General features: G+C 45.2%; 19 protein-coding genes. 15 read left to right on the top strand and 4 right to left on the bottom strand.

All coding sequences use genetic code 11. The annotated features are described in order from the left end of the window. The first annotated feature begins 32 nt into the window (after nt 1-32). From gap to INT76_RS05860, 8 genes are all read left to right on the top strand, one after another. Nucleotides 33-1,043, top strand: a complete 1,011-nt coding sequence (gene gap / locus INT76_RS05895) for a type I glyceraldehyde-3-phosphate dehydrogenase (RefSeq protein ID WP_212569608.1) — start codon at nt 33-35, stop codon at nt 1,041-1,043. A gap of 157 nt (nt 1,044-1,200) precedes the next feature. Continuing rightward, entirely contained in the window at nt 1,201-2,397 is a 1,197-nt protein-coding gene (locus INT76_RS05890; protein ID WP_212569607.1) for a phosphoglycerate kinase, read from the top strand. A 582-nt stretch (nt 2,398-2,979) separates the two neighbouring features. Then, complete coding sequence (locus INT76_RS05885; RefSeq protein ID WP_212569606.1) at nt 2,980-3,495, top strand: FUSC family protein; 516 nt, start codon at nt 2,980-2,982, stop codon at nt 3,493-3,495. A 75-nt stretch (nt 3,496-3,570) separates the two neighbouring features. Next, nucleotides 3,571-3,936 (top strand): MerR family transcriptional regulator, encoded by a 366-nt coding sequence (locus INT76_RS05880; RefSeq protein ID WP_044676848.1) that lies wholly within the window; start codon nt 3,571-3,573, stop codon nt 3,934-3,936. A gap of 44 nt (nt 3,937-3,980) precedes the next feature. After that, nucleotides 3,981-5,327 carry a type I glutamate--ammonia ligase gene (gene glnA / locus INT76_RS05875; protein WP_212569605.1) on the top strand — a complete coding sequence of 449 codons (1,347 nt, stop codon included), beginning with the start codon at nt 3,981-3,983 and terminating at the stop codon, nt 5,325-5,327. A gap of 48 nt (nt 5,328-5,375) precedes the next feature. After that, on the top strand, nt 5,376-5,774 hold the full coding sequence (locus INT76_RS05870; RefSeq protein WP_212569604.1) for a GNAT family N-acetyltransferase: 399 nt from the start codon (nt 5,376-5,378) through the stop codon (nt 5,772-5,774). A 232-nt stretch (nt 5,775-6,006) separates the two neighbouring features. After that, nucleotides 6,007-6,540 carry a YSIRK-type signal peptide-containing protein gene (locus tag INT76_RS05865; protein ID WP_212569603.1) on the top strand — a complete coding sequence of 178 codons (534 nt, stop codon included), beginning with the start codon at nt 6,007-6,009 and terminating at the stop codon, nt 6,538-6,540. Between the two features lie 102 nt (nt 6,541-6,642). Next, nucleotides 6,643-7,026, top strand: coding sequence for a hypothetical protein (locus INT76_RS05860; protein ID WP_212569602.1), 384 nt, complete (start codon nt 6,643-6,645; stop codon nt 7,024-7,026). Nucleotides 7,027-7,253: 227 nt separating this feature from the next. On the opposite strand, the gene rnjA is transcribed toward INT76_RS05860, so the two are convergent. Next, nucleotides 7,254-8,933 carry a ribonuclease J1 gene (gene rnjA, locus INT76_RS05855; protein ID WP_212569601.1) on the bottom strand — a complete coding sequence of 560 codons (1,680 nt, stop codon included), beginning with the start codon at nt 8,931-8,933 and terminating at the stop codon, nt 7,254-7,256. A 3-nt stretch (nt 8,934-8,936) separates the two neighbouring features. Continuing rightward, nucleotides 8,937-9,167, bottom strand: coding sequence for a DNA-dependent RNA polymerase subunit epsilon (locus INT76_RS05850; RefSeq protein ID WP_212569600.1), 231 nt, complete (start codon nt 9,165-9,167; stop codon nt 8,937-8,939). Between the two features lie 557 nt (nt 9,168-9,724). Between INT76_RS05850 and tsaB the strand changes: the two genes are divergently transcribed. The 3 genes from tsaB to tsaD are packed head-to-tail and all read left to right on the top strand — an operon-like array spanning nt 9,725 to nt 11,848. Beyond that, nucleotides 9,725-10,408 (top strand): tRNA (adenosine(37)-N6)-threonylcarbamoyltransferase complex dimerization subunit type 1 TsaB, encoded by a 684-nt coding sequence (gene tsaB, locus INT76_RS05845; RefSeq protein ID WP_212569599.1) that lies wholly within the window; start codon nt 9,725-9,727, stop codon nt 10,406-10,408. After that, nucleotides 10,405-10,845, top strand: coding sequence for a ribosomal protein S18-alanine N-acetyltransferase (gene rimI, locus INT76_RS05840; protein WP_212569598.1), 441 nt, complete (start codon nt 10,405-10,407; stop codon nt 10,843-10,845). The genes tsaB and rimI overlap by 4 nt, the downstream gene beginning before the upstream one ends. After that, complete coding sequence (gene tsaD / locus INT76_RS05835) at nt 10,835-11,848, top strand: tRNA (adenosine(37)-N6)-threonylcarbamoyltransferase complex transferase subunit TsaD (protein ID WP_212569597.1); 1,014 nt, start codon at nt 10,835-10,837, stop codon at nt 11,846-11,848. The genes rimI and tsaD overlap by 11 nt, the downstream gene beginning before the upstream one ends. A gap of 61 nt (nt 11,849-11,909) precedes the next feature. On the opposite strand, the gene INT76_RS05830 is transcribed toward tsaD, so the two are convergent. After that, nucleotides 11,910-12,746, bottom strand: coding sequence for an AraC family transcriptional regulator (locus tag INT76_RS05830; protein WP_212569596.1), 837 nt, complete (start codon nt 12,744-12,746; stop codon nt 11,910-11,912). 242 nt (nt 12,747-12,988) lie between these two features. On the opposite strand from INT76_RS05830, the gene INT76_RS05825 reads away from it, so the two are divergent. The 4 genes from INT76_RS05825 to INT76_RS05810 are packed head-to-tail and all read left to right on the top strand — an operon-like array spanning nt 12,989 to nt 18,273. After that, complete coding sequence (locus tag INT76_RS05825; RefSeq protein ID WP_212569595.1) at nt 12,989-14,263, top strand: ABC transporter substrate-binding protein; 1,275 nt, start codon at nt 12,989-12,991, stop codon at nt 14,261-14,263. Between the two features lie 58 nt (nt 14,264-14,321). Further along, a complete protein-coding gene (locus INT76_RS05820; RefSeq protein WP_212569594.1) occupies nt 14,322-15,215 on the top strand; it encodes a carbohydrate ABC transporter permease in 894 nt (297 codons plus the stop codon). 10 nt (nt 15,216-15,225) lie between these two features. After that, nucleotides 15,226-16,056 carry a carbohydrate ABC transporter permease gene (locus INT76_RS05815; protein WP_212569593.1) on the top strand — a complete coding sequence of 277 codons (831 nt, stop codon included), beginning with the start codon at nt 15,226-15,228 and terminating at the stop codon, nt 16,054-16,056. Between the two features lie 9 nt (nt 16,057-16,065). Continuing rightward, a complete protein-coding gene (locus INT76_RS05810) occupies nt 16,066-18,273 on the top strand; it encodes an alpha-galactosidase (protein ID WP_212569592.1) in 2,208 nt (735 codons plus the stop codon). A 51-nt stretch (nt 18,274-18,324) separates the two neighbouring features. On the opposite strand, the gene INT76_RS05805 is transcribed toward INT76_RS05810, so the two are convergent. After that, nucleotides 18,325-18,702, bottom strand: a complete 378-nt coding sequence (locus tag INT76_RS05805; protein WP_212569591.1) for a DUF3021 family protein — start codon at nt 18,700-18,702, stop codon at nt 18,325-18,327. Nucleotides 18,703-18,718 lie beyond the last annotated feature (16 nt).

The following is an 18,718-nucleotide window of genomic DNA, read 5'->3' as shown; positions in this document are numbered from 1 at the left end:
ACAACTCGATTTTCATAAGGAGGAAATCATTCATGGTAGTTAAAGTTGGTATTAACGGTTTCGGTCGTATCGGACGTCTTGCTTTCCGTCGTATCCAAAACGTAGAAGGTGTTGAAGTTACTCGTATCAACGACCTTACAGACCCAGTAATGCTTGCACACTTGTTGAAATACGACACAACTCAAGGTCGTTTCGACGGTACTGTGGAAGTGAAAGACGGTGGTTTTGAAGTTAACGGTAAATTCGTTAAAGTTTCTGCTGAGCGTGAGCCAGGCAAAATTGACTGGGCTGCTGACGGCGTAGAAATCGTATTGGAAGCAACTGGTTTCTTCACATCTAAAGCTGCTGCTGAGCAACACATCCACGCTAACGGTGCTAAGAAAGTTGTTATCACTGCACCTGGCGGAAACGATGTTAAGACTATCGTGTTCAACACTAACCACGACATCCTTGATGGTACTGAAACAGTTATCTCAGGTGCTTCATGTACTACTAACTGTTTGGCACCAATGGCTAAAGCTCTTCACGATGCATTTGGCGTTCAAAAAGGTTTGATGACTACAATCCACGGTTACACTGGTGACCAAATGGTTCTTGACGGACCACACCGTGGTGGTGACCTTCGTCGTGCGCGTGCTGCTGCAGCAAACATCGTTCCTAACTCAACTGGTGCTGCAAAAGCTATCGGTCTTGTAATCCCAGAATTGAACGGCAAATTGGACGGTGCTGCACAACGTGTTCCAGTTCCAACAGGATCTGTAACTGAGTTGGTTGCAACATTGAACAAGAAAGTAACTGCTGAAGAAGTAAACGCTGCAATGAAAGCTGCTGCTACTGAATCTTACGGTTACACTGAAGACCAAATCGTTTCTTCTGACATCGTAGGTATCTCTTACGGTTCATTGTTCGATGCTACTCAAACTAAAGTTCTTGAAGTTGACGGTGAGCAATTGGTGAAAGTTGTATCTTGGTACGACAACGAAATGTCTTACACAGCTCAACTTGTTCGTACTCTTGAGTACTTCGCAAAAATCGCTAAATAAGGCATTATTGAGGGAAGCTGAGCTTCCCTTTTTTGGTGTCTAGAAAGCAAATGTTCGCTTTTATGAAAACCCTTGTGAAAAAATTTATTTAGAGAAGAAAAAAACTAGAAAATATGGTACAATAGAGGGGTAAAAAAATTTAAGGAGTCTATATCTCATGGCAAAATTGACTGTTAAAGATGTTGAGTTGAAAGGCAAGAAAGTTTTGGTTCGTGTGGACTTTAACGTGCCTTTGAAAGACGGCGTTATCACAAACGACAACCGTATCACCGCAGCTCTTCCAACTATTAAGTATATTCTTGAGCAAGGTGGCCGTGCTATCCTCTTCTCTCACCTAGGCCGTGTCAAAGAAGAAGCAGACAAGGCAGGCAAATCTCTTGCACCAGTAGCGGCTGACTTAGCAGCTAAATTGGGTCAAGAAGTTGCTTTCCCAGGCGTTACTCGTGGAGCTGAATTGGAAGCTGCTATTGATGCGCTGGAAGACGGTCAAGTTCTTCTTGTTGAAAACACTCGTTTCGAAGATGTGGATGGCAAGAAAGAATCTAAGAACGATCCAGAACTCGGTCAATACTGGGCTTCACTTGGTGATGGTATCTTCGTAAACGATGCCTTTGGTACAGCTCACCGCGCCCACGCATCAAACGTTGGTATCTCTGCAAACGTGGAAAAAGCAGTGGCTGGTTTCCTTTTGGAAAATGAAATTGCCTACATCCAAGAAGCTGTTGACAATCCAGTTCGTCCATTCATCGCCATCCTTGGTGGTTCAAAAGTATCAGATAAGATCGGTGTTATCGAAAACCTTCTTGAAAAAGCCGACAAGGTTCTGATCGGTGGTGGTATGACTTATACCTTCTACAAGGCACAAGGTATTGAAATCGGAAACTCCTTGGTGGAAGAAGACAAACTGGACATCGCTAAAGAATTGCTTGAAAAATCAAATGGCAAACTAATCTTGCCAGTTGACTCAAAAGAAGCCAACGCTTTTGCTGGCTACGATGTGGTTCGTGATACAGAAGGTGAAGCCGTTTCTGAAGGCTTCCTTGGTCTGGACATCGGTCCAAAATCGATCGCTAAATTTGATGCAGAATTGACTGGTGCCAAAACAGTTGTTTGGAATGGCCCAATGGGTGTCTTTGAAAACCCTGACTTCCAAGCTGGTACTATCGGTGTGATGGACGCTATCGTGAAACAACCAGACGTGAAATCTATCATCGGTGGTGGTGACTCAGCAGCGGCAGCCATCAACCTCGGCCGTGCAGACAAATTCTCATGGATCTCAACGGGCGGTGGTGCATCAATGGAATTGCTCGAAGGAAAAGTATTACCAGGCTTGGCGGCTTTGACAGAGAAATAAGTTAAATAGACTTGAAGGCTAAAATGCAACGGATTTCCGTTGCATTTTGTGCATCGCGTAGAGTTTCTACGAAGCTAGGCGAGTTAGAAAGTCTAGCAAGGTATAAAGTCTTGTCTGGTCTTGCAGCATTGACTGAAAAATAGGCGGTAAGTTATCTCAAAATATCTGGGAGATATTTTGAGGTTGGAAATAGAAGAAGCGAAGCTTCTGTCAAAAATGATTCCGTAGCTTGTCACTTTGTTTTTATTGGGTGACAACTTCAAATAGTCCACTGGACTATTTGAACCCCGCAATGTTGAATAGGTTGGTCACAAGCGTAGCGAAGTATTGAGGATTGTTTCCCAATCCTTATTTCCCACCTTTCACAGTTTCCCAAACTGTGAAAGCCATTCAGCTACTGCGCATGAAAGATATGTGACGAAAAGAGTTGGGGAACCAACTCTTTTTTACTGTATAGGCTAGTCTTTCTGTGAACGTGACTGATAAGGTTTTCCGGTTGCGAAAGAGTTGGAAGTCTACCGTTTTTTGGGGTTCTTCATATAATTCATTTCTTATTTGGTAGTTTCGTGTTAGAATAGAGATATGTTTAAGCAATATCGATTTAACCCAAAACTTTTTAAACTAGGTATGCGCACGCTTAAATCAGGAATAGCGGTTTTTTTGGTTATCCTGCTCTTTGGCTTTTTTGGTTGGCAGGGTGTGCAGATAGCAGCCTTGTCTGCGGTGTTCAGCCTACGAGAGGATTTTGATAATAGTGTGCACTTTGGAGCTTCCCGCATACTGGGCAACTCTATTGGTGGGTTCTTTGCTCTGGCTTTCTTTCTTTTGGATCAATGGCTCCACAATCAATTCTGGGCTACACTTCTTTTTGTACCCATTTTTGTCATGTTGACCATCATGACAAATGTGGCCATGAATAACAAGGCGGGGATCATCGGCGGTGTATCAGCTCTGCTCATTATCACCTTGTCAGTTCCGGACGGAAATACAATCCAGTATGTTTTTGTTCGGGTATTTGAAACATTTATCGGTGTTTTTATAGCTATTTTGGTCAATTATGACCTCAATCAAATAAAAAAACGTTTTCAGACAAAATGATGTTAGAAAACATAACATATCCTGTTGACGAGGGTAGCCATTTACCCTATAATGGTAGGCAGAAAGGAGTTCGTTATGAAAGAAAGAGAATTACGCCGTTCCTTAGCGATTTTTCCTATCGGCAGTGTCATGAAACTGACTGACCTGACCGCTCGGCAAATCCGCTACTACGAAGATCAAGGCTTGATTAAGCCTGACCGTAACGAGGGGAACCGTCGTCTTTACTCTTTGAACGACATGGATCTTCTTCTGGAGATTAAGGACTTTTTGGATGAGGGTTTGAACATCGCAGCGATTAAGAAAGAATACGCTAGTCGCGAGGTGAAAGTTCACAAACAAACACAAAGCCTGACTGATGAAGATGTCCGTCGTATCTTACATGATGAATTTCGTAAACAAGGACGTTTTTCAAGTCCTAGCAGCATCTTTCGTTCATCCTAAATTTAGGAATCAGTTAATTTTTTACAGTCAAAAAGGAGACGTTTATGGCAATTACAGTAGCGGACATCAAACGCGATATTAAGGAAAAAAATGTAACTTTCCTTCGTTTGATGTTTACAGACATCATGGGCATCATGAAGAATGTGGAGATTCCAGCGACTGAGGAGCAAGTAGATAAGGTTCTATCTAACAAGGCCATGTTTGATGGTTCATCCATCGAAGGCTTCGTGCGAATCAATGAGTCTGACATGTACCTCTATCCTGATTTGGATACTTGGACAATCTTCCCTTGGGGTGATGAAAATGGTTCTGTTGCGGGTTTGATCTGTGATGTCTATACAACTGAAGGCAAGCCATTTGCAGGGGATCCTCGTTCCAATCTGAAAAAAGCACTCCGCCACATGGAAAAACTTGGTTTTAAATCTTTCAACCTTGGGCCAGAGCCAGAATTCTTCCTTTTCAAACTTGACGAGCATGGCAATCCAACTCTTGAAGTGAATGATAAGGGTGGCTACTTTGATTTGGCGCCAACGGACTTGGCGGATAACACCCGTCGCGAGATTGTCAATGTTTTGACCCAGATGGGCTTTGAAGTAGAAGCTAGTCACCATGAGTGTGCGGTGGGTCAGCATGAGATCGACTTTAAGTATGATGACGTTTTGAGCGCTTGCGATAAGATTCAGCTCTTCAAATTGGTTGTTAAGACTATTGCGCGCAAGCATGGTATGTATGCAACTTTTATGGCTAAGCCTAAGTATGGCATTGCTGGTTCAGGGATGCACTGCAATATGTCACTCTTTGATCAAGAAGGCAAGAATGCTTTCTACGACCCTAAAGATCCAAACGGAATGGAATTGTCAGAAACGGCCTACCATTTCCTTGGCGGTTTGATGAAGCATGCTTACAGCTATACAGCTATTATGAACCCAACAGTCAACTCTTATAAGCGTTTGGTTCCTGGTTTTGAAGCACCCGTTTATATCGCTTGGGCAGGGAAAAACCGTTCTCCATTGATTCGTGTACCGGCATCTCGCGGGATGAGTACTCGTTTGGAATTGCGTTCGGTGGATCCAACTGCTAACCCTTACTTGGCACTTGCTGTGCTTCTGGAGTCAGGTTTGGATGGTATTGAAAATAAGATTGCTGCACCTGCTCCGGTTGAAACAAATATTTACGTTATGTCAGAAGCAGAGCGTAAAGCGGCTGGTATCATTGATTTACCGTCAACCTTGCACAATGCCCTCAAGGCACTTCGTAAGGATGAGGTGGTTCGCGCAGCCTTGGGTGAACATATTTACACCAACTTTGTGGAAGCCAAGAAGATTGAATGGGCAAGCTATGCCACTTACGTTTCCCAGTGGGAAATTGATAATTATTTGGATTTGTATTAACAAGTGGAGCTGGAGAACCAGCTCTTTTCTTTACAGGGAGGCTAGAGAATGAAACAAGAGGATTTGGTTCGGGAAGTCTTTTACCGGCAATACCAGGCTCACTTTGGAGCGGTGGGTAGGGACGAGCTGGAACCGGAAGATTTTTATCTGACTCGGGAAAAAGATGGAGAGGTGCAGGGCTTGCTCCATGCGCAGAAGATTTTAGAAAACATTCATATCAAGGCTCTGGTCGTTGCAGAGTCATATCAAGGTCAAGGCTTGGGTTCAGAGCTAATCAGGGAACTGGAGTCTGTGGCGCGTGATAAGGGAGCCAGCAGTATCACCTTGTCGACTAAGTCTTATCAAGCCAAAGATTTTTATCTAAAAATGGCTTATGAGATGTATGCTTCTCTTGATGATGTCCCCCGAAAAGGCCTTACCAAGTATCATTTTATTAAGAGGTTGTAGGACTTTCAAAGAGAGAAGGCAGTAGCGATGAGAGAGTGAGTCAAGGACGGAATATTCCGTCTTTTTATAAGGCAGATGCCCCTATTTCCATTTGGAAATAAGGGGTGTCTGATTTTTATCTATTTTTTGTCTACATCGTGAAAAAAGCCTTCAGCTTGCATTATAATGTTTTATGAAAGAACATAGGAACAGGTCCGCAGATGCACATAAAATATAGCGTTTAAAAGGAGTGATGCAAGATGGAAGGAAATCAGCAGCAAACATACAGCCGCAAACAAAAACTGGGGGGGTAAAAAAAGGAGTACGACAACGCTGTCTTCATTATGGAATTCGCAAGTTTAAGACAGGAATCTTTTCAGTGGCAGTAGCCGTTTTTGCGACCAGCCTAGTTGGAGGTTTTATGGTGCAAGCGGTGGAGGCGTCACAATTAACCCCTAATACAGGGAAGACGGTTGCAGGGACATCCTCCACAGGAGAAGAAAAGCTAGTAGCTCTACGGGCGGAGATTAAAGCCGAAATTGAGAAAATAAGATCTGCAGGTATCAAGTATCTGAATGCTAGTAAAAAAGCTTTAATTGATACAAGATTGGCAGAAATCGAAGCCAGTCTGCCTATGGATACGGCCGACAAATTAGAAGAGTCGCGCATCTTTCTAGTAGATGTTAACAGCATTTTGCTGGACGGGGATATTTTACTTGAAAGAGCCAAACAGGAAGCGATTGCTGCCATCCAACAGCGGGCGGAAGAATGTAGGAAGATTATTTAGGAAAAAGCTGCTGAGCATTATGACCATCATCTCAAATACCTAGACGAGTTGGTAAAAAGCCAAATTGATACCCTAACTACTACTCCGCAAACCAATGCGGATGTGGAAATTCAAAAAATACAGACTCTGGCAGTGATGCAACAGTTTTTAGACGCAATTACCAACACAAGTCCTCAACAACCTCCTCAAATAGACCCGCCTAAAGCAGATACTGAAACACCGGAACAACCAAAAGTGTCTGAGCAGCCGAAATTACCGGAACAACCTAAAGCATCTGAGCAGACAAAATTACCGGAAGAACCTAAAGCATCTGAACAACCGAAACAAACTGACACTAAAGGGGTAACTCCTAAGCTGGCTACTACCAAACAGCTACCTCGTACAGGAACTAGAACTGACTCTATCCTTGTTAAAATCGGGTCTATCTTGTTAGCGATGTTGGGAATTAGTTTGCTGCTATCAGTCGGGAAAAGACAAGGTGACTAAGGAAATAAAAAATGTTCTTTAGATTGGTTTACTAAAGTAATAATGATAAAGAGGCTGGGCAAAAACTAAACGTTTACCCTTCCGGTTAAAATTTGAACAATCAAAAATAGCTTAGAATCAACGTTTCTGATGACGCAATTCTAAGCTATTTTCTATTTTTAAGACTTTCCCAGTCCCTGGTGATGTGGGCTTATGGCCCTTGTTCAAACCACCCGTTTGACGGGTGGTCATTTATCGGGAGTGAGTATCATCGGAATAATGATGGGTTCACGCTCGGTTTTTTCATATAAGAAGGGTCTGAGGGCGTTGACAATAGCGCCGTTTAGGGTTTGGATGTTGGCATCCTTATTTTTGAGGGCGATACGGATAGCGTTGAAGAGGACGCGCTGGCTTTCTCGGATGAGTTCGCCAGATTCGCGCATATAGATGAAGCCACGGCTGAGAATATCTGGGCCGGCAAGAATCATCTGGGATTGGAAGTCCACTGTTGCGACAGCAAGGACAACACCGTCTTCTGATAAATCTCTACGATCCTTGAGGACAGCAGCGCCGATTTCGCCAATGCGATTGCCATCGACATAGATGTCTTGTGCATTGAAATGGCCGGCAATGCGGGCAGTTTTTTTAGTTAGGGCTAGAACGTCCCCGTTTTCCATGATGAAGATGTTTTCCTTCGGAACACCAGTATCAACCGCCAGACCTGCATGGATTTTCTGCATGCGGTACTCTCCGTGAACAGGCATGAAGAATTTTGGTTTAATGAGGCGGAGCATGAGTTTTTGTTCCTGCTGACCACCGTGTCCAGAGGTGTGGATGTTGTTAATCTTGCCGTGGATGACCTCAACCCCAGCTTCAATCAGAATGTTGATAAGTTTGTTAACGCCAGTGGTATTTCCTGGAATAGGGCTTGAGGAGAAGATGACTGTATCTCCGGGCTGGAGCTGAACCTGACGGTGGGTACCATGAGCGATACGAGAGAGGGCAGCCATTGGCTCTCCTTGGCTTCCCGTACAGAGAATCATGATTTCGCTGGCAGGGTATTCCTTGATTTCATTAGGCTCAATAAAGGTGCCTTTTGGAACCTTGATATAGCCCAGTTCGATCCCGTTAACAATGGCCTTTTCCATCGAACGGCCAAAGACTGCAATCTTACGACCAGTTTTGACAGCGGCATCTGCTGCTTGCTGGAGACGGAAGATGTTGGAGGCAAAGGATGCGAAGATGATCCGACCGTGAATGTCTTCGATTAACTTCATAATAGATTGACCGACGACCTTTTCAGAATTGGTAAAGGTCGGCACCTCAGCATTGGTCGAGTCTGAGAGCAAGCAAAGGACGCCTTCTTCTCCGAGAGCGGCCATGCGGTGGAGGTCTGCAGGTTCACCAACGGGAGTGAAGTCAAACTTGAAGTCGCCTGTGCAGACAATCTTGCCCTGCGGGGTGTCAATGACCACACCTAAGGGCTCTGGGATAGAGTGAGTGGTGCGGAAGATGCTAATTTTGAGTTTCTTGAAAGTCAGCTCTGTCTTGTGGTTGATTTCGTGAAGGGTCGCATCCCGTAAGAGGCCGTGTTCTTCTAACTTGCCTCGGATGAGGGCAAGAGCAAGAGGACCGGCGTAGATAGGGATGTTGGCTTGTTTGAGGAGGAAGGGAATTCCGCCGATATGGTCTTCGTGACCATGGGTAATGACCAAGCCTTTTACTCGATCCAGATTGTCGACGATATAAGAGTAGTCAGGGATAACGTAGTCAATGCCCAGTAGTTCATCTTCAGGGAATTTGATACCAGCATCCACTATGATAATTTCATCTTGGTATTCAATGCCGTAAGTGTTCTTCCCGATTTCTCCCAAACCACCGATGGCAAAAACGCCAACTTCTTGAGGTTTTAGATTGACTGATGACATGGGTTAGAACTCCGTAAGTTTATAGTCAGCATGAGTTTTTTCATACTCAAGGTGGTTATCAGATAAGAGCTCGATGAACTCGATGTTGTAAGAGGTATTGTCTTCTACCAGCTGGCGAGCAATGATACGGCCTTCCAGTTCGCTTGCGGCATCAACCTCTAGGTAGAGGGCGTGGGTTAGCTCGCGGCGTGGACTGCGTTCTTTGCTCTCTTGGTAAAATACTTTATAAATCATATGGGTGTAATCTTCCTTTCGTTTTTCGGCTGGCAACTATGAAAAAAGCGTCAAGTAGGGCTAGGCTACTTGGTTTTTCCTATTTTGTTTTCTGGAGTTGTCATGTATTTTTTCAGTGTTGCAATTACTCATATTATACCATAAAAAAGGAGATGGTAAAAGGAATTAGCAAGGAAATGAAAATGTGTAATTGTTTTCATGGAAAGGATATAGATCGTTTGACAAAAGATACTCATATAGACAGATTGCGAGTACCTTTTTAATCAGGCTATTCAGTATGACCAGATTGTAGAATTAAAAAGAGAAACCAATGCATGACAGACTGGGAAATCGCATCTCAGTCTTTTTCATTATTTGAAAAAAAGGTCAAGATAGCTTACAATAGAGAGTAGCATTGAAAAGTCTTTCAGCTTGCTTTTGGTAGTCGCTCTAACTATCTGGGAGATAGTTAGAGGTTGGAGATATGGCTTGCGGAGCAAGTCACTTCTGCTGAGTACGACAAGGCGAATTAACGCAGTAATAAAAGCAAATCGAATGACGTAAAGAAAGAGAAGAAGATGAAAATACTAGCTTTAGACAGCTCTAACCAGGCCTTGTCGGTTGCCTTGGTGGAGGATGGTCGCTTGCTGGCGGAAACCTTGCTGGCTGTCAAGAAAAATCATAGTATCAGCCTTATGCCTGTGGTCGATTTTTTGGTGGCTCAGGTGGGCTGGACGCCCAAAGACTTGGATCGGATTGTGGTGGCTGAGGGGCCCGGTTCCTACACGGGTCTTCGTGTGGCGGTGGCGACTGCCAAGACTCTGGCCTATACCCTTAAGATTGATTTGGTCGGGGTATCCAGTCTTCAGTCCTTGGTGCCACAGAGTCTGACAGGTCTGGTGGTTCCCCTCATCGATGCGCGCCGAAACCATGTCTATGCCGGTGTTTATGAAAATGGCAGAGCTCTAGAGTCAGACCGCTACTGGTCTTTTGAGGACTTGCTTTCTAGCCTGTCTGGCAAGGAAAACCTGACCTTTGTTGGGGAGGTGGCAAACTTTATCGAGCAGATTGAGAAGATTTTGCCTGACGCTCGTTACCAAACAAGTCTACCTTCTGCCTACCAGTTGGCTGTGATTGGTCAAAATTTGCCTGCGGTTGACGTTACCAGTTTTGAGCCCAACTATCTCAAGCGGGTGGAGGCAGAGGAAAACTGGCTTAAAGATAACCAAGCTGGCTCAGAGAGTTATATCAAGCGCGTATGATAGAGATTAGACACTACAATGGGCAGGGAAATCTGGCGGAGGCTGTTTTGGCAGTCATGCAGTCGGTTTATGAGCAATCCCCTTGGACTTTTGAGCAGATTGCCTCTAGCATGGCGAGTCAGGATGAAGATTATTATCTGGCCTATGAGGGTCAGGAGATAGTCGGATTTTTAGCTGTTCAGACGGTGCTGGATGAAATGGAAATTTTGCAGATTGCTGTCAGGGCTGATTTTCAGAGGATGGGAATTGCAAGCCAACTCTTAGCTGCTGTGATGGACTGGGATGGGGACATCTTCCTTGAAGTGAGGGAGTCGAACAGCGCAGCTCAGGCTCTCTATACACGCCAGCATTTTACCAAAATAGGAAAACGAAAAGACTACTACCGCCATCCTGTCGAGGACGCGGTGATAATGAAGAGAGAACGGAATGAAAGATAGATTGATTTTGGCGATTGAGACCTCGTGTGACGAAACCTCGGTGGCTGTTTTGCGAAATGAGGCGGAGCTTTTGTCCAACGTCATTGCCAGTCAGATTGCCAGTCACCAGCGTTTTGGCGGGGTGGTGCCCGAGGTGGCCAGCCGTCACCATGTGGAAGTGATCACGGCCTGTATCGAGGAAGCTTTGTTGGAGGCGGAGGTGACGGCAGAGGACCTGACGGCTGTTGCCGTGACCTATGGTCCCGGTTTGGTCGGAGCCTTGTTGGTTGGTATTTCTGCCGCTAAGGCGTTTGCTTGGGCTAATGGCTTGCCGCTCATTCCTGTCAATCACATGGCAGGGCATTTGATGGCGGCACGGGCGGTTAAGGAGTTGGTGTTTCCGCTTTTGGCGCTCTTGGTCAGCGGTGGGCACACGGAGTTGGTCTATGTGTCAGAAGCGGGTGATTACAAGATTGTCGGTGAAACGCGAGATGATGCGGTCGGCGAGGCCTACGATAAGGTTGGCCGGGTCATGGGGCTACCCTACCCAGCTGGTCGGGTTATTGACGAGTTGGCGCATGAGGGGCAGGATGTTTATGACTTCCCTCGCGCTATGATCAAGGAAGATAATCTGGAGTTTTCTTTCTCTGGACTCAAGTCTGCCTTTATCAACCTCTACCACAATGCCCAGCAAAAAGGTGAAACCCTGTCCAATGCAGACCTGTCCGCTTCTTTTCAAGCCTGTGTCATGGATATTCTCATGGCCAAGACCAAGAAGGCTTTGGAGCAATACCCTGTTAAGACCTTGGTTGTAGCGGGCGGTGTGGCAGCCAATCAGGGTTTGAGAGAGCGGTTGGCGGCTGAAATCACCGATGTGGAGGTCATCATTCCTCCGCTTCGCCTCTGCGGTGATAATGCGGGCATGGTTGCCTTGGCAGCGGTCAGTGAGTATAATAAGGAAAACTTTGCTGGTTGGGATTTGAACGCCAAGCCAAGTTTGGCATTTGATAGCTTGATGATGTAATGACATACAAAAAAACTCTTACAGAATGGCTTAATGATATTCTGTGAGAGTTTTTGTGTTGTTAGCGATGCAATTTCCGCCATTTGGTCGGGGATTGCTGGTAGTGGCGCTTGAAGGCTGTTGAGAAGTTAAACTGGTTGGAATAACCAACTGCTTCTGCGATTTCTTGCAGGGTTTTATTGGTGTTTTTCAACAACTCACAGGCTTCGCTAAGCCGGTACTGGATGATAAATTGCTGGGGAGAAATATTGACCTGCTCCTTGAAAAGGCGGCTGAAGTAGTGGCGGTTGAGATTGCACTGTTGGGCCAAGTCATCAACCGAAATGGGTTTCTCGAAGTTGCGCTCGATAAAGTTAATCGCTTCACGGATATAAAATTCTTTGATTTCGTCATGGTTGCTATCCCTACGAGTCAAGGATTCTTCAATCAAAGCGTAGATAAAGAGATAGAGGTGGCCAATGATGAGGGCACTCTTGGCCTGATGGTTTTCCAGGATAGCGGTCATTTCCTGATAGACCGGACTGAGTGTAGGCTCACTTTTCTGGGAAAAAATAGGCTGCTGGCGAGATAGACCAGCCTGTCTTAAAAAATGCTCGGTCTTTAAGCCGTCAAATTCCACCCAGATATAGGTCCAGGGGTCTTTTTCATCCGCCTCATAGCTACAAATCATATCGGGAGAAATGAGGAACCCCTGCCCTGCGCTTAGGCGATGCACACGTTGGCCTTTGGTGTCGTAAAAATGCCCAGATCCAGAAACGATATAGTGAAAAAGATAGTGCTGTTTGGCTGTTGGACCGAAGGAGTGAAGGGGTAAACATTCTTCCATCCCAAATTGGATAGGATAGAAATCCATGTAGGAACGGTTGTTAAAGACATAAAATTCCATCTTGTTTGTCATAAAAATGTTAGCTCCTTAGGCGGTGTATGAAATAAAAACACATCGAATCCGCTTTCATTGTACCATAATTATATGAATTTGTGACATTTTATATGATAAAATCCAAAAAAATCTCAAATTCATATAGAAGAGGTCAAATTATCCTATTTTTTTGAAAGCGTTTTTTTGATATGCTGATATTAGAAACAATCAACATAAACTCAAGAAGGTTTTCTTGAGCAAAGAAAAAAGGAGTTATATTGATGAAAAAAGTACGTTTTTATGCTGGTATTTTGGCGACAAGTGCTTTGCTGGCAGCTTGTTCAAATTCAGGCACTAGCGAGTCTTCTTCAAGTGCCAACTCTTCAGGGAAAACAGAAATTTCCTATGCTATCTGGGATTCTGGTCAGGAGCCGGGCATTCGCAAGATTGCAGACAAGTTTGAAGAAAAAAATCCAGATATTAAAATCAACATCCAAGTGGTGGACTGGGACAACTATTGGACCATGTTAGAAGCTGGAGCGACTGGTGGCTCATTGCCAGATACTTTCTGGATGCACTCCAATGAAATTTACCGTTATGGCTCCAATGAAATGCTTCTGCCGTTGGATGACTATCTGGCTAAAAGTACAGAAGCCAAACTGGAAAACTTCCCAGATGGTCTCAATGAAATTTACAATATCAACGGCAAGCAGTATGCTGTTCCAAAAGATTTTGACACCATTGGTCTTTGGTACAACAAGAAGATGTTTGATGAAGCAGGCATTGCCTATCCAGATGATACCTGGGATTGGAATAAGCTCAAAGAAGTTGCCAAACAGTTGACCAAGGCAGACGGCAGCCAGTATGGTTTTGGTGCAGGTCTCAGCAACCAAGAAGGCTACTACAATTTCATCTACCAAAATGGCGGCACTGTGATTACCGATGACAAGAAGTCTGGTTACGATGATCCAAAAACCATCGAAGCTCTGGATTACTACTTCAGCTTCGTTAAGGAAAAACTTTCTCCAGCTCTGACAGTAGACAAGGAGCGGGCAGAAGCCTTCCAAAATGGTCTAGTTGCCATGAGTGTCTTTGGTTCATGGAACCTATCAGGTTTTTCAGCCAACGACTATATTCGTGAAAATGCGGATGTAGCAGTTTTGCCAAAAGGGCCAGATGGAACACGTGCAACCATTTTCAACGGTCTAGGAAATGCTATTGCGGCGAACACCAAGAACCCAGATGCTGCTTGGAAATGGGTAGAATACCTCAGCTCTAAAGAAGCCCAAGAAATGCAGGCTAGCCTAGGTGTTGCAATCTCTGCCTACAAAGGAACTGCAGATACTTGGGTCAACTCCAACAAGGACTTTGCTATCAAGAACTATGTTGACATGTTGGATTATGCTCAAATCCGTCCTTATTCTCAAACAACCTTGAAATGGGAAGATAAGGCCTATGAGCTTTTGAAACCAGCGTACTTGGGAGAAGAAGCTACAAAAGATGCGGCTCAAAAAACCGCCGATATGATGAACGAGGAACTAGCTTCAGAAAAATAGAAAAGGGGTCTGGGGGAGAGTGATGCTTCTCCAGGCCTTATCATTTAAGGAGTCTGTTATGTTTAAAAAGAAAGGGAGCTTAAACGAAGCCCTCTGGGGCTGGGCCATGGTGGCCCCAACCATTATTGGATTGTTGGTGCTCAACATCATCCCTATTTTTCAAACCCTGAAAATGAGTTTCCACAAGAGTGGTGATTTCGGCCGCAATGATATTTTTGTTGGGCTAGCCAACTATCAGCGGATGCTGGGTGATGCCCAGGTCTGGCAAGCCACTTGGAACACCTTTAAGTACACCCTTTTGGTCGTTCCAACGACAGTGGTTTTAGCTATTTTATTGGCAGTATTGCTCAATTCTAAAATAAAGGGTAGGCATGTCTATCGAACCATCTTTTTCCTTCCTATGGTAGCGGCTCCGGCAGCAGTAACCATGGTTTGGAAATGGCTCTACAATACCGATTTTGGCTTGATTAACTTTGTTTTGGGCAAGATTGGCATTGGGCGGATCAACTGGATTGAAGACCCCAAAATTGCTATGTATTCTATTGCCCTGATTGGCATTTGGAGTACAGTTGGTTACAGTATGATTTTGATTTTGGCTGGCTTACAGGAAATACCCAAGGATTACTATGAAGCGGCCAAGATTGATGGGGCTAGTCCTGTCAAACAGTTCTTTCAGATTACCCTGCCCTTGGTATCGCCGACCCTCTTCTTTGTGGTGGTGACCAGCATTATCCAGTCCATGCAGGTCTTTGATGTGATCTACATGATGGAAGATATCCGCAGTCCAGCCTACGATAAGACAGTTTCCTTGGTTTATCTCTTCTACAACAATTCCTTTAAATATACGGACAAGGGGTACGGTTCGACCATTGTTATCTTGCTCCTGGTCATTATCCTCTTGATCACTGCCCTGCAGATGAAGGCCCAGAAAAAATGGGTTCACTACAATTAAGGAGGTTGGTATGAAACAAACAAGTATAAAACAAACCATCTGGATACATTTCTTTTTAATTTTGGTTGCACTGGGGATGATAGTACCCTTTGTCTGGATGGTTCTGACCTCTTTTAAGTCGGTGACAGAGTCCACTCAGATGAATCCCTTTCATTTCTTTCCTAGCCAATGGCTGATCAGCAACTACACAGAAGCCATCAGAACCAATAATTTCCCCATCTTGTATTTCAATACCATCATGATGATGCTTTGGCGGATTTTTAGCTCGGTCATGTTCTCAGCTATGGCGGCCTATGCCTTTGCTCGCTTGGAATTTCCAGGCAGAAACTTCCTTTTTGGTCTGGTTCTCTTTCAGATGATGGTGCCGCCTCAGCTCTTTGTTATTCCGCAGTATTTGATGATTGACCAGTTGGGGATGCGCAATACTATTTTTGCCTTGGTTTTCCCAGGAATTGTCAGTGCTTTTGGAACCTTTTTGCTGCGGCAGTTCTTCGTTGGACTGCCTAAGGAGTTGGAAGAGTCTGCTAAGCTGGACGGCTGCAATATCGGTCAGACCTTCTTTAAGGTGATGTTGCCACTGGCTAAGTCTGGACTGATTGCACTAGCGATTTTTACAGCTCTCTTTGCTTTCAAAGACCTGCTCTGGCCTTTGATTATCAACTCTAATGCCGACAAGGCAACCCTGTCAAGTGCGCTGTCGAAAATTCAAGGGGCCTATTCAGTTAACTACCCACAACTGATGGCCGCTAGTGTTCTTGCTATTTGGCCCATGGTCACGCTCTATATTATTTTCCAGAAACAATTTATTCAAGGAATTGCCACTTCTGGTGGAAAACTTTAGGAGGATCCTATGCCGATTCACTATACAGAAACGACACAAGAATTTCATCTCTACAATGAGGTTCTCAGCTATATTTTCCATGTTTTGCCCAACGGGCATCTGGGCAATCTCTACTTTGGTAAGAGATTGAGCGAGAAGGCTTCTTATCTACGCTTGAGAGAATATGGCTATCGGCCGCTGACTTCATTTGTTTATGAAGACGAGCCATCCTTTTCTCTCCAACATACGCGGCAGGAATACGCCTGCTATGGGACGACAGATTTTTCCTTGCCAGCCTTTGAAATCGAGCAAGCAGATGGGAGCTGCCTATCTCACTTTGTTTACCAAGGACACCGCATCTTTCCGGGCAAGCCAAATCTGGCTGGTCTGCCTCACCTTTATGTGACAGAAGAAGCAGCGGCACAAACCTTGGAAATCATTCTGATGGATTCCAATACTGACACGCAACTGACCTTATCCTATACCATTTTCAATGACAAGCCGGTGCTGAGCCGTCATGCTCGTTTCGAGCAGTTGGGAGGGCAGGCTGTCAAATTGCAGCGAGCCTTGTCCATGTCACTGGATTTGCCTGATTGGGATTACGAGTGGCTGCACCTAGATGGGGCTTGGGGAAGGGAGCGGCATCTGAAACTGAGCCCACTCCACCAGGGTTGTCAGTCCATTTATAGTCTGAAAGGGGCCAGCAGCTCAGAGCACAATCCCTTCATGGCCTTGAAACGGCCGACAGCAGATGAGTACCAGGGTGAGGTTCTGGGATTTTCCTTGATTTACAGCGGGAATTTTCTGGGGCAGGTCGATGTTAGCTCCTTTGGCCAGACCAGGGTCAGCATGGGCATTCATCCAGACCGCTTCACTTGGCTCTTGGAAAAAGGGGAATCCTTCCAGACTCCAGAAGTGCTTCTAGTGTATAGCGATCAGGGTTTGAATGGGATGAGCCAGGCCTTCCATGATGTCTATCGAGAGCATCTGATGCGAGGCTTCTGGGGACAAAGGGAGCGCCCTGTTTTGCTTAATAACTGGGAGGCCATGTCCTTTGATTTTGATGAAGAGCAGATTTTGACTCTTGCCCGCAAGGCTGCCTCTGTCGGAGTAGAGCTCTTTGTCATGGATGACGGCTGGTTTGGCGACCGCAACCATGAGCGGGCTGGTTTGGGGGATTGGTCTGTCAATCTGGACAAGCTACCAAGTGGTCTGACCGGCATTATTGACCAGGTGCATGGTCTGGGCATGAAATTTGGTCTTTGGATTGAGCCAGAAATGGTCAACAAGGACAGCCAACTCTATCGAGCTCATCCGGACTGGATTCTCCATCATCCCAAGCACAGTCAATCCCATGGCCGTTACCAATACACGCTTGATTTTTCAAGAGAAGAAGTCTACCAAAACATTTATGACCAACTCTACAAACTCCTGTCCGAGCATGAGATTGACTACATTAAATGGGATATGAACCGCTATATGACTGAGGTTTATAGTCTGGGTCATCCGATCGAGCGGCAGGGAGAAATTTTCCACCGTTATATGCTCAACCTCTATCGGCTTTATGACAATCTGACTAGTAGCTTCCCCCATGTTCTCTTTGAATCCTGTTCAAGTGGCGGTGGTCGCTTTGACCCAGGTCTGCTCTACTATGCTCCTCAAACCTGGACCAGTGACAATACAGATGCCATCGAGCGCTTGAAGATTCAGTACGGAACCTCCATGGTCTATCCCTTGGTCAGCATGGGCTGCCATGTGTCAGAAAGTCCCAATCAGCAGGTTGGTCGGTCAACTCCCCTTTCCACCCGGGGAAATGTCGCCTTCTTTGGCAGTTTTGGTTATGAGTTGGACTTGTCTGATTGTCATCCAGATGAATTGGAAGAGATAAAAGAGCAGATTGCCTTTTACAAGCAACACCGCTCAACCTTCCAATTCGGAACCTTTACCCGCCTCCTCAGTCCTTTTGAGGGGGAAGATGTTGCTTGGCAGGTAGCGTCAAAAGATGGTAGTCAGGTCATCGTCGGTTTTTACCGTCGCCTCGTGACCGCCAATCTTGGTCTAGCCCGCCTTCGCCTAAAGGGGTTGGACGAACAGGCTCTTTATGAACTGGATGGAAAAACCTACTATGGCAGTGATTTGATGTATGCAGGACTTCCGATTCACAACGAGGTCCATGTTCAAAAAGACAAGGACTTTTCATCAAGGCTCTACATTCTCAAAAGAATAGAGGAGTCATAATCATATAAAAAAACTTGGTTTTCGTGAAAAACCAAGTTTTTTGAATGTCCTTTATCCTTCCTTGCCCCGAAAAAAGACATAGCCGATAGTCCAAGCGATGACGCCTGTTAGGACGAAAATTCCTGCTGCTAGGGCCAGATTGGCTAGATTAAAAGCGAACCAGCCGCTGATAAAGAGAGTCGGAAAGACGACCAGGGCCATAAAGAAAGTGTGGACCAGGGTCCGTTTTCGTAAAGGCCAAGAGTTGATATCATAGATGTTCCAGGTTCCGGCAATTCCAGCAGCGATAAAGCCAACACAGAAGGTCTGCCAGGCTTGACTGGGCTGGCCATTGAACCGCCAAATCGAGAGAGCACAGAGGCCAAAGGCCAACAAAACTCCTAGAACACGAAGCAGGGTCACTTTAATATAGGGTCTAAATTCAGCCATAGAGATTGTCCACCTT

Origin of the sequence: Streptococcus oriscaviae (assembly GCF_018137985.1) — a bacterium.
In the GTDB taxonomy this organism is placed as follows: Bacteria; Bacillota; Bacilli; order Lactobacillales; family Streptococcaceae; genus Streptococcus; species Streptococcus oriscaviae.
This window is presented reverse-complemented; position numbering and strand designations above follow the sequence as displayed.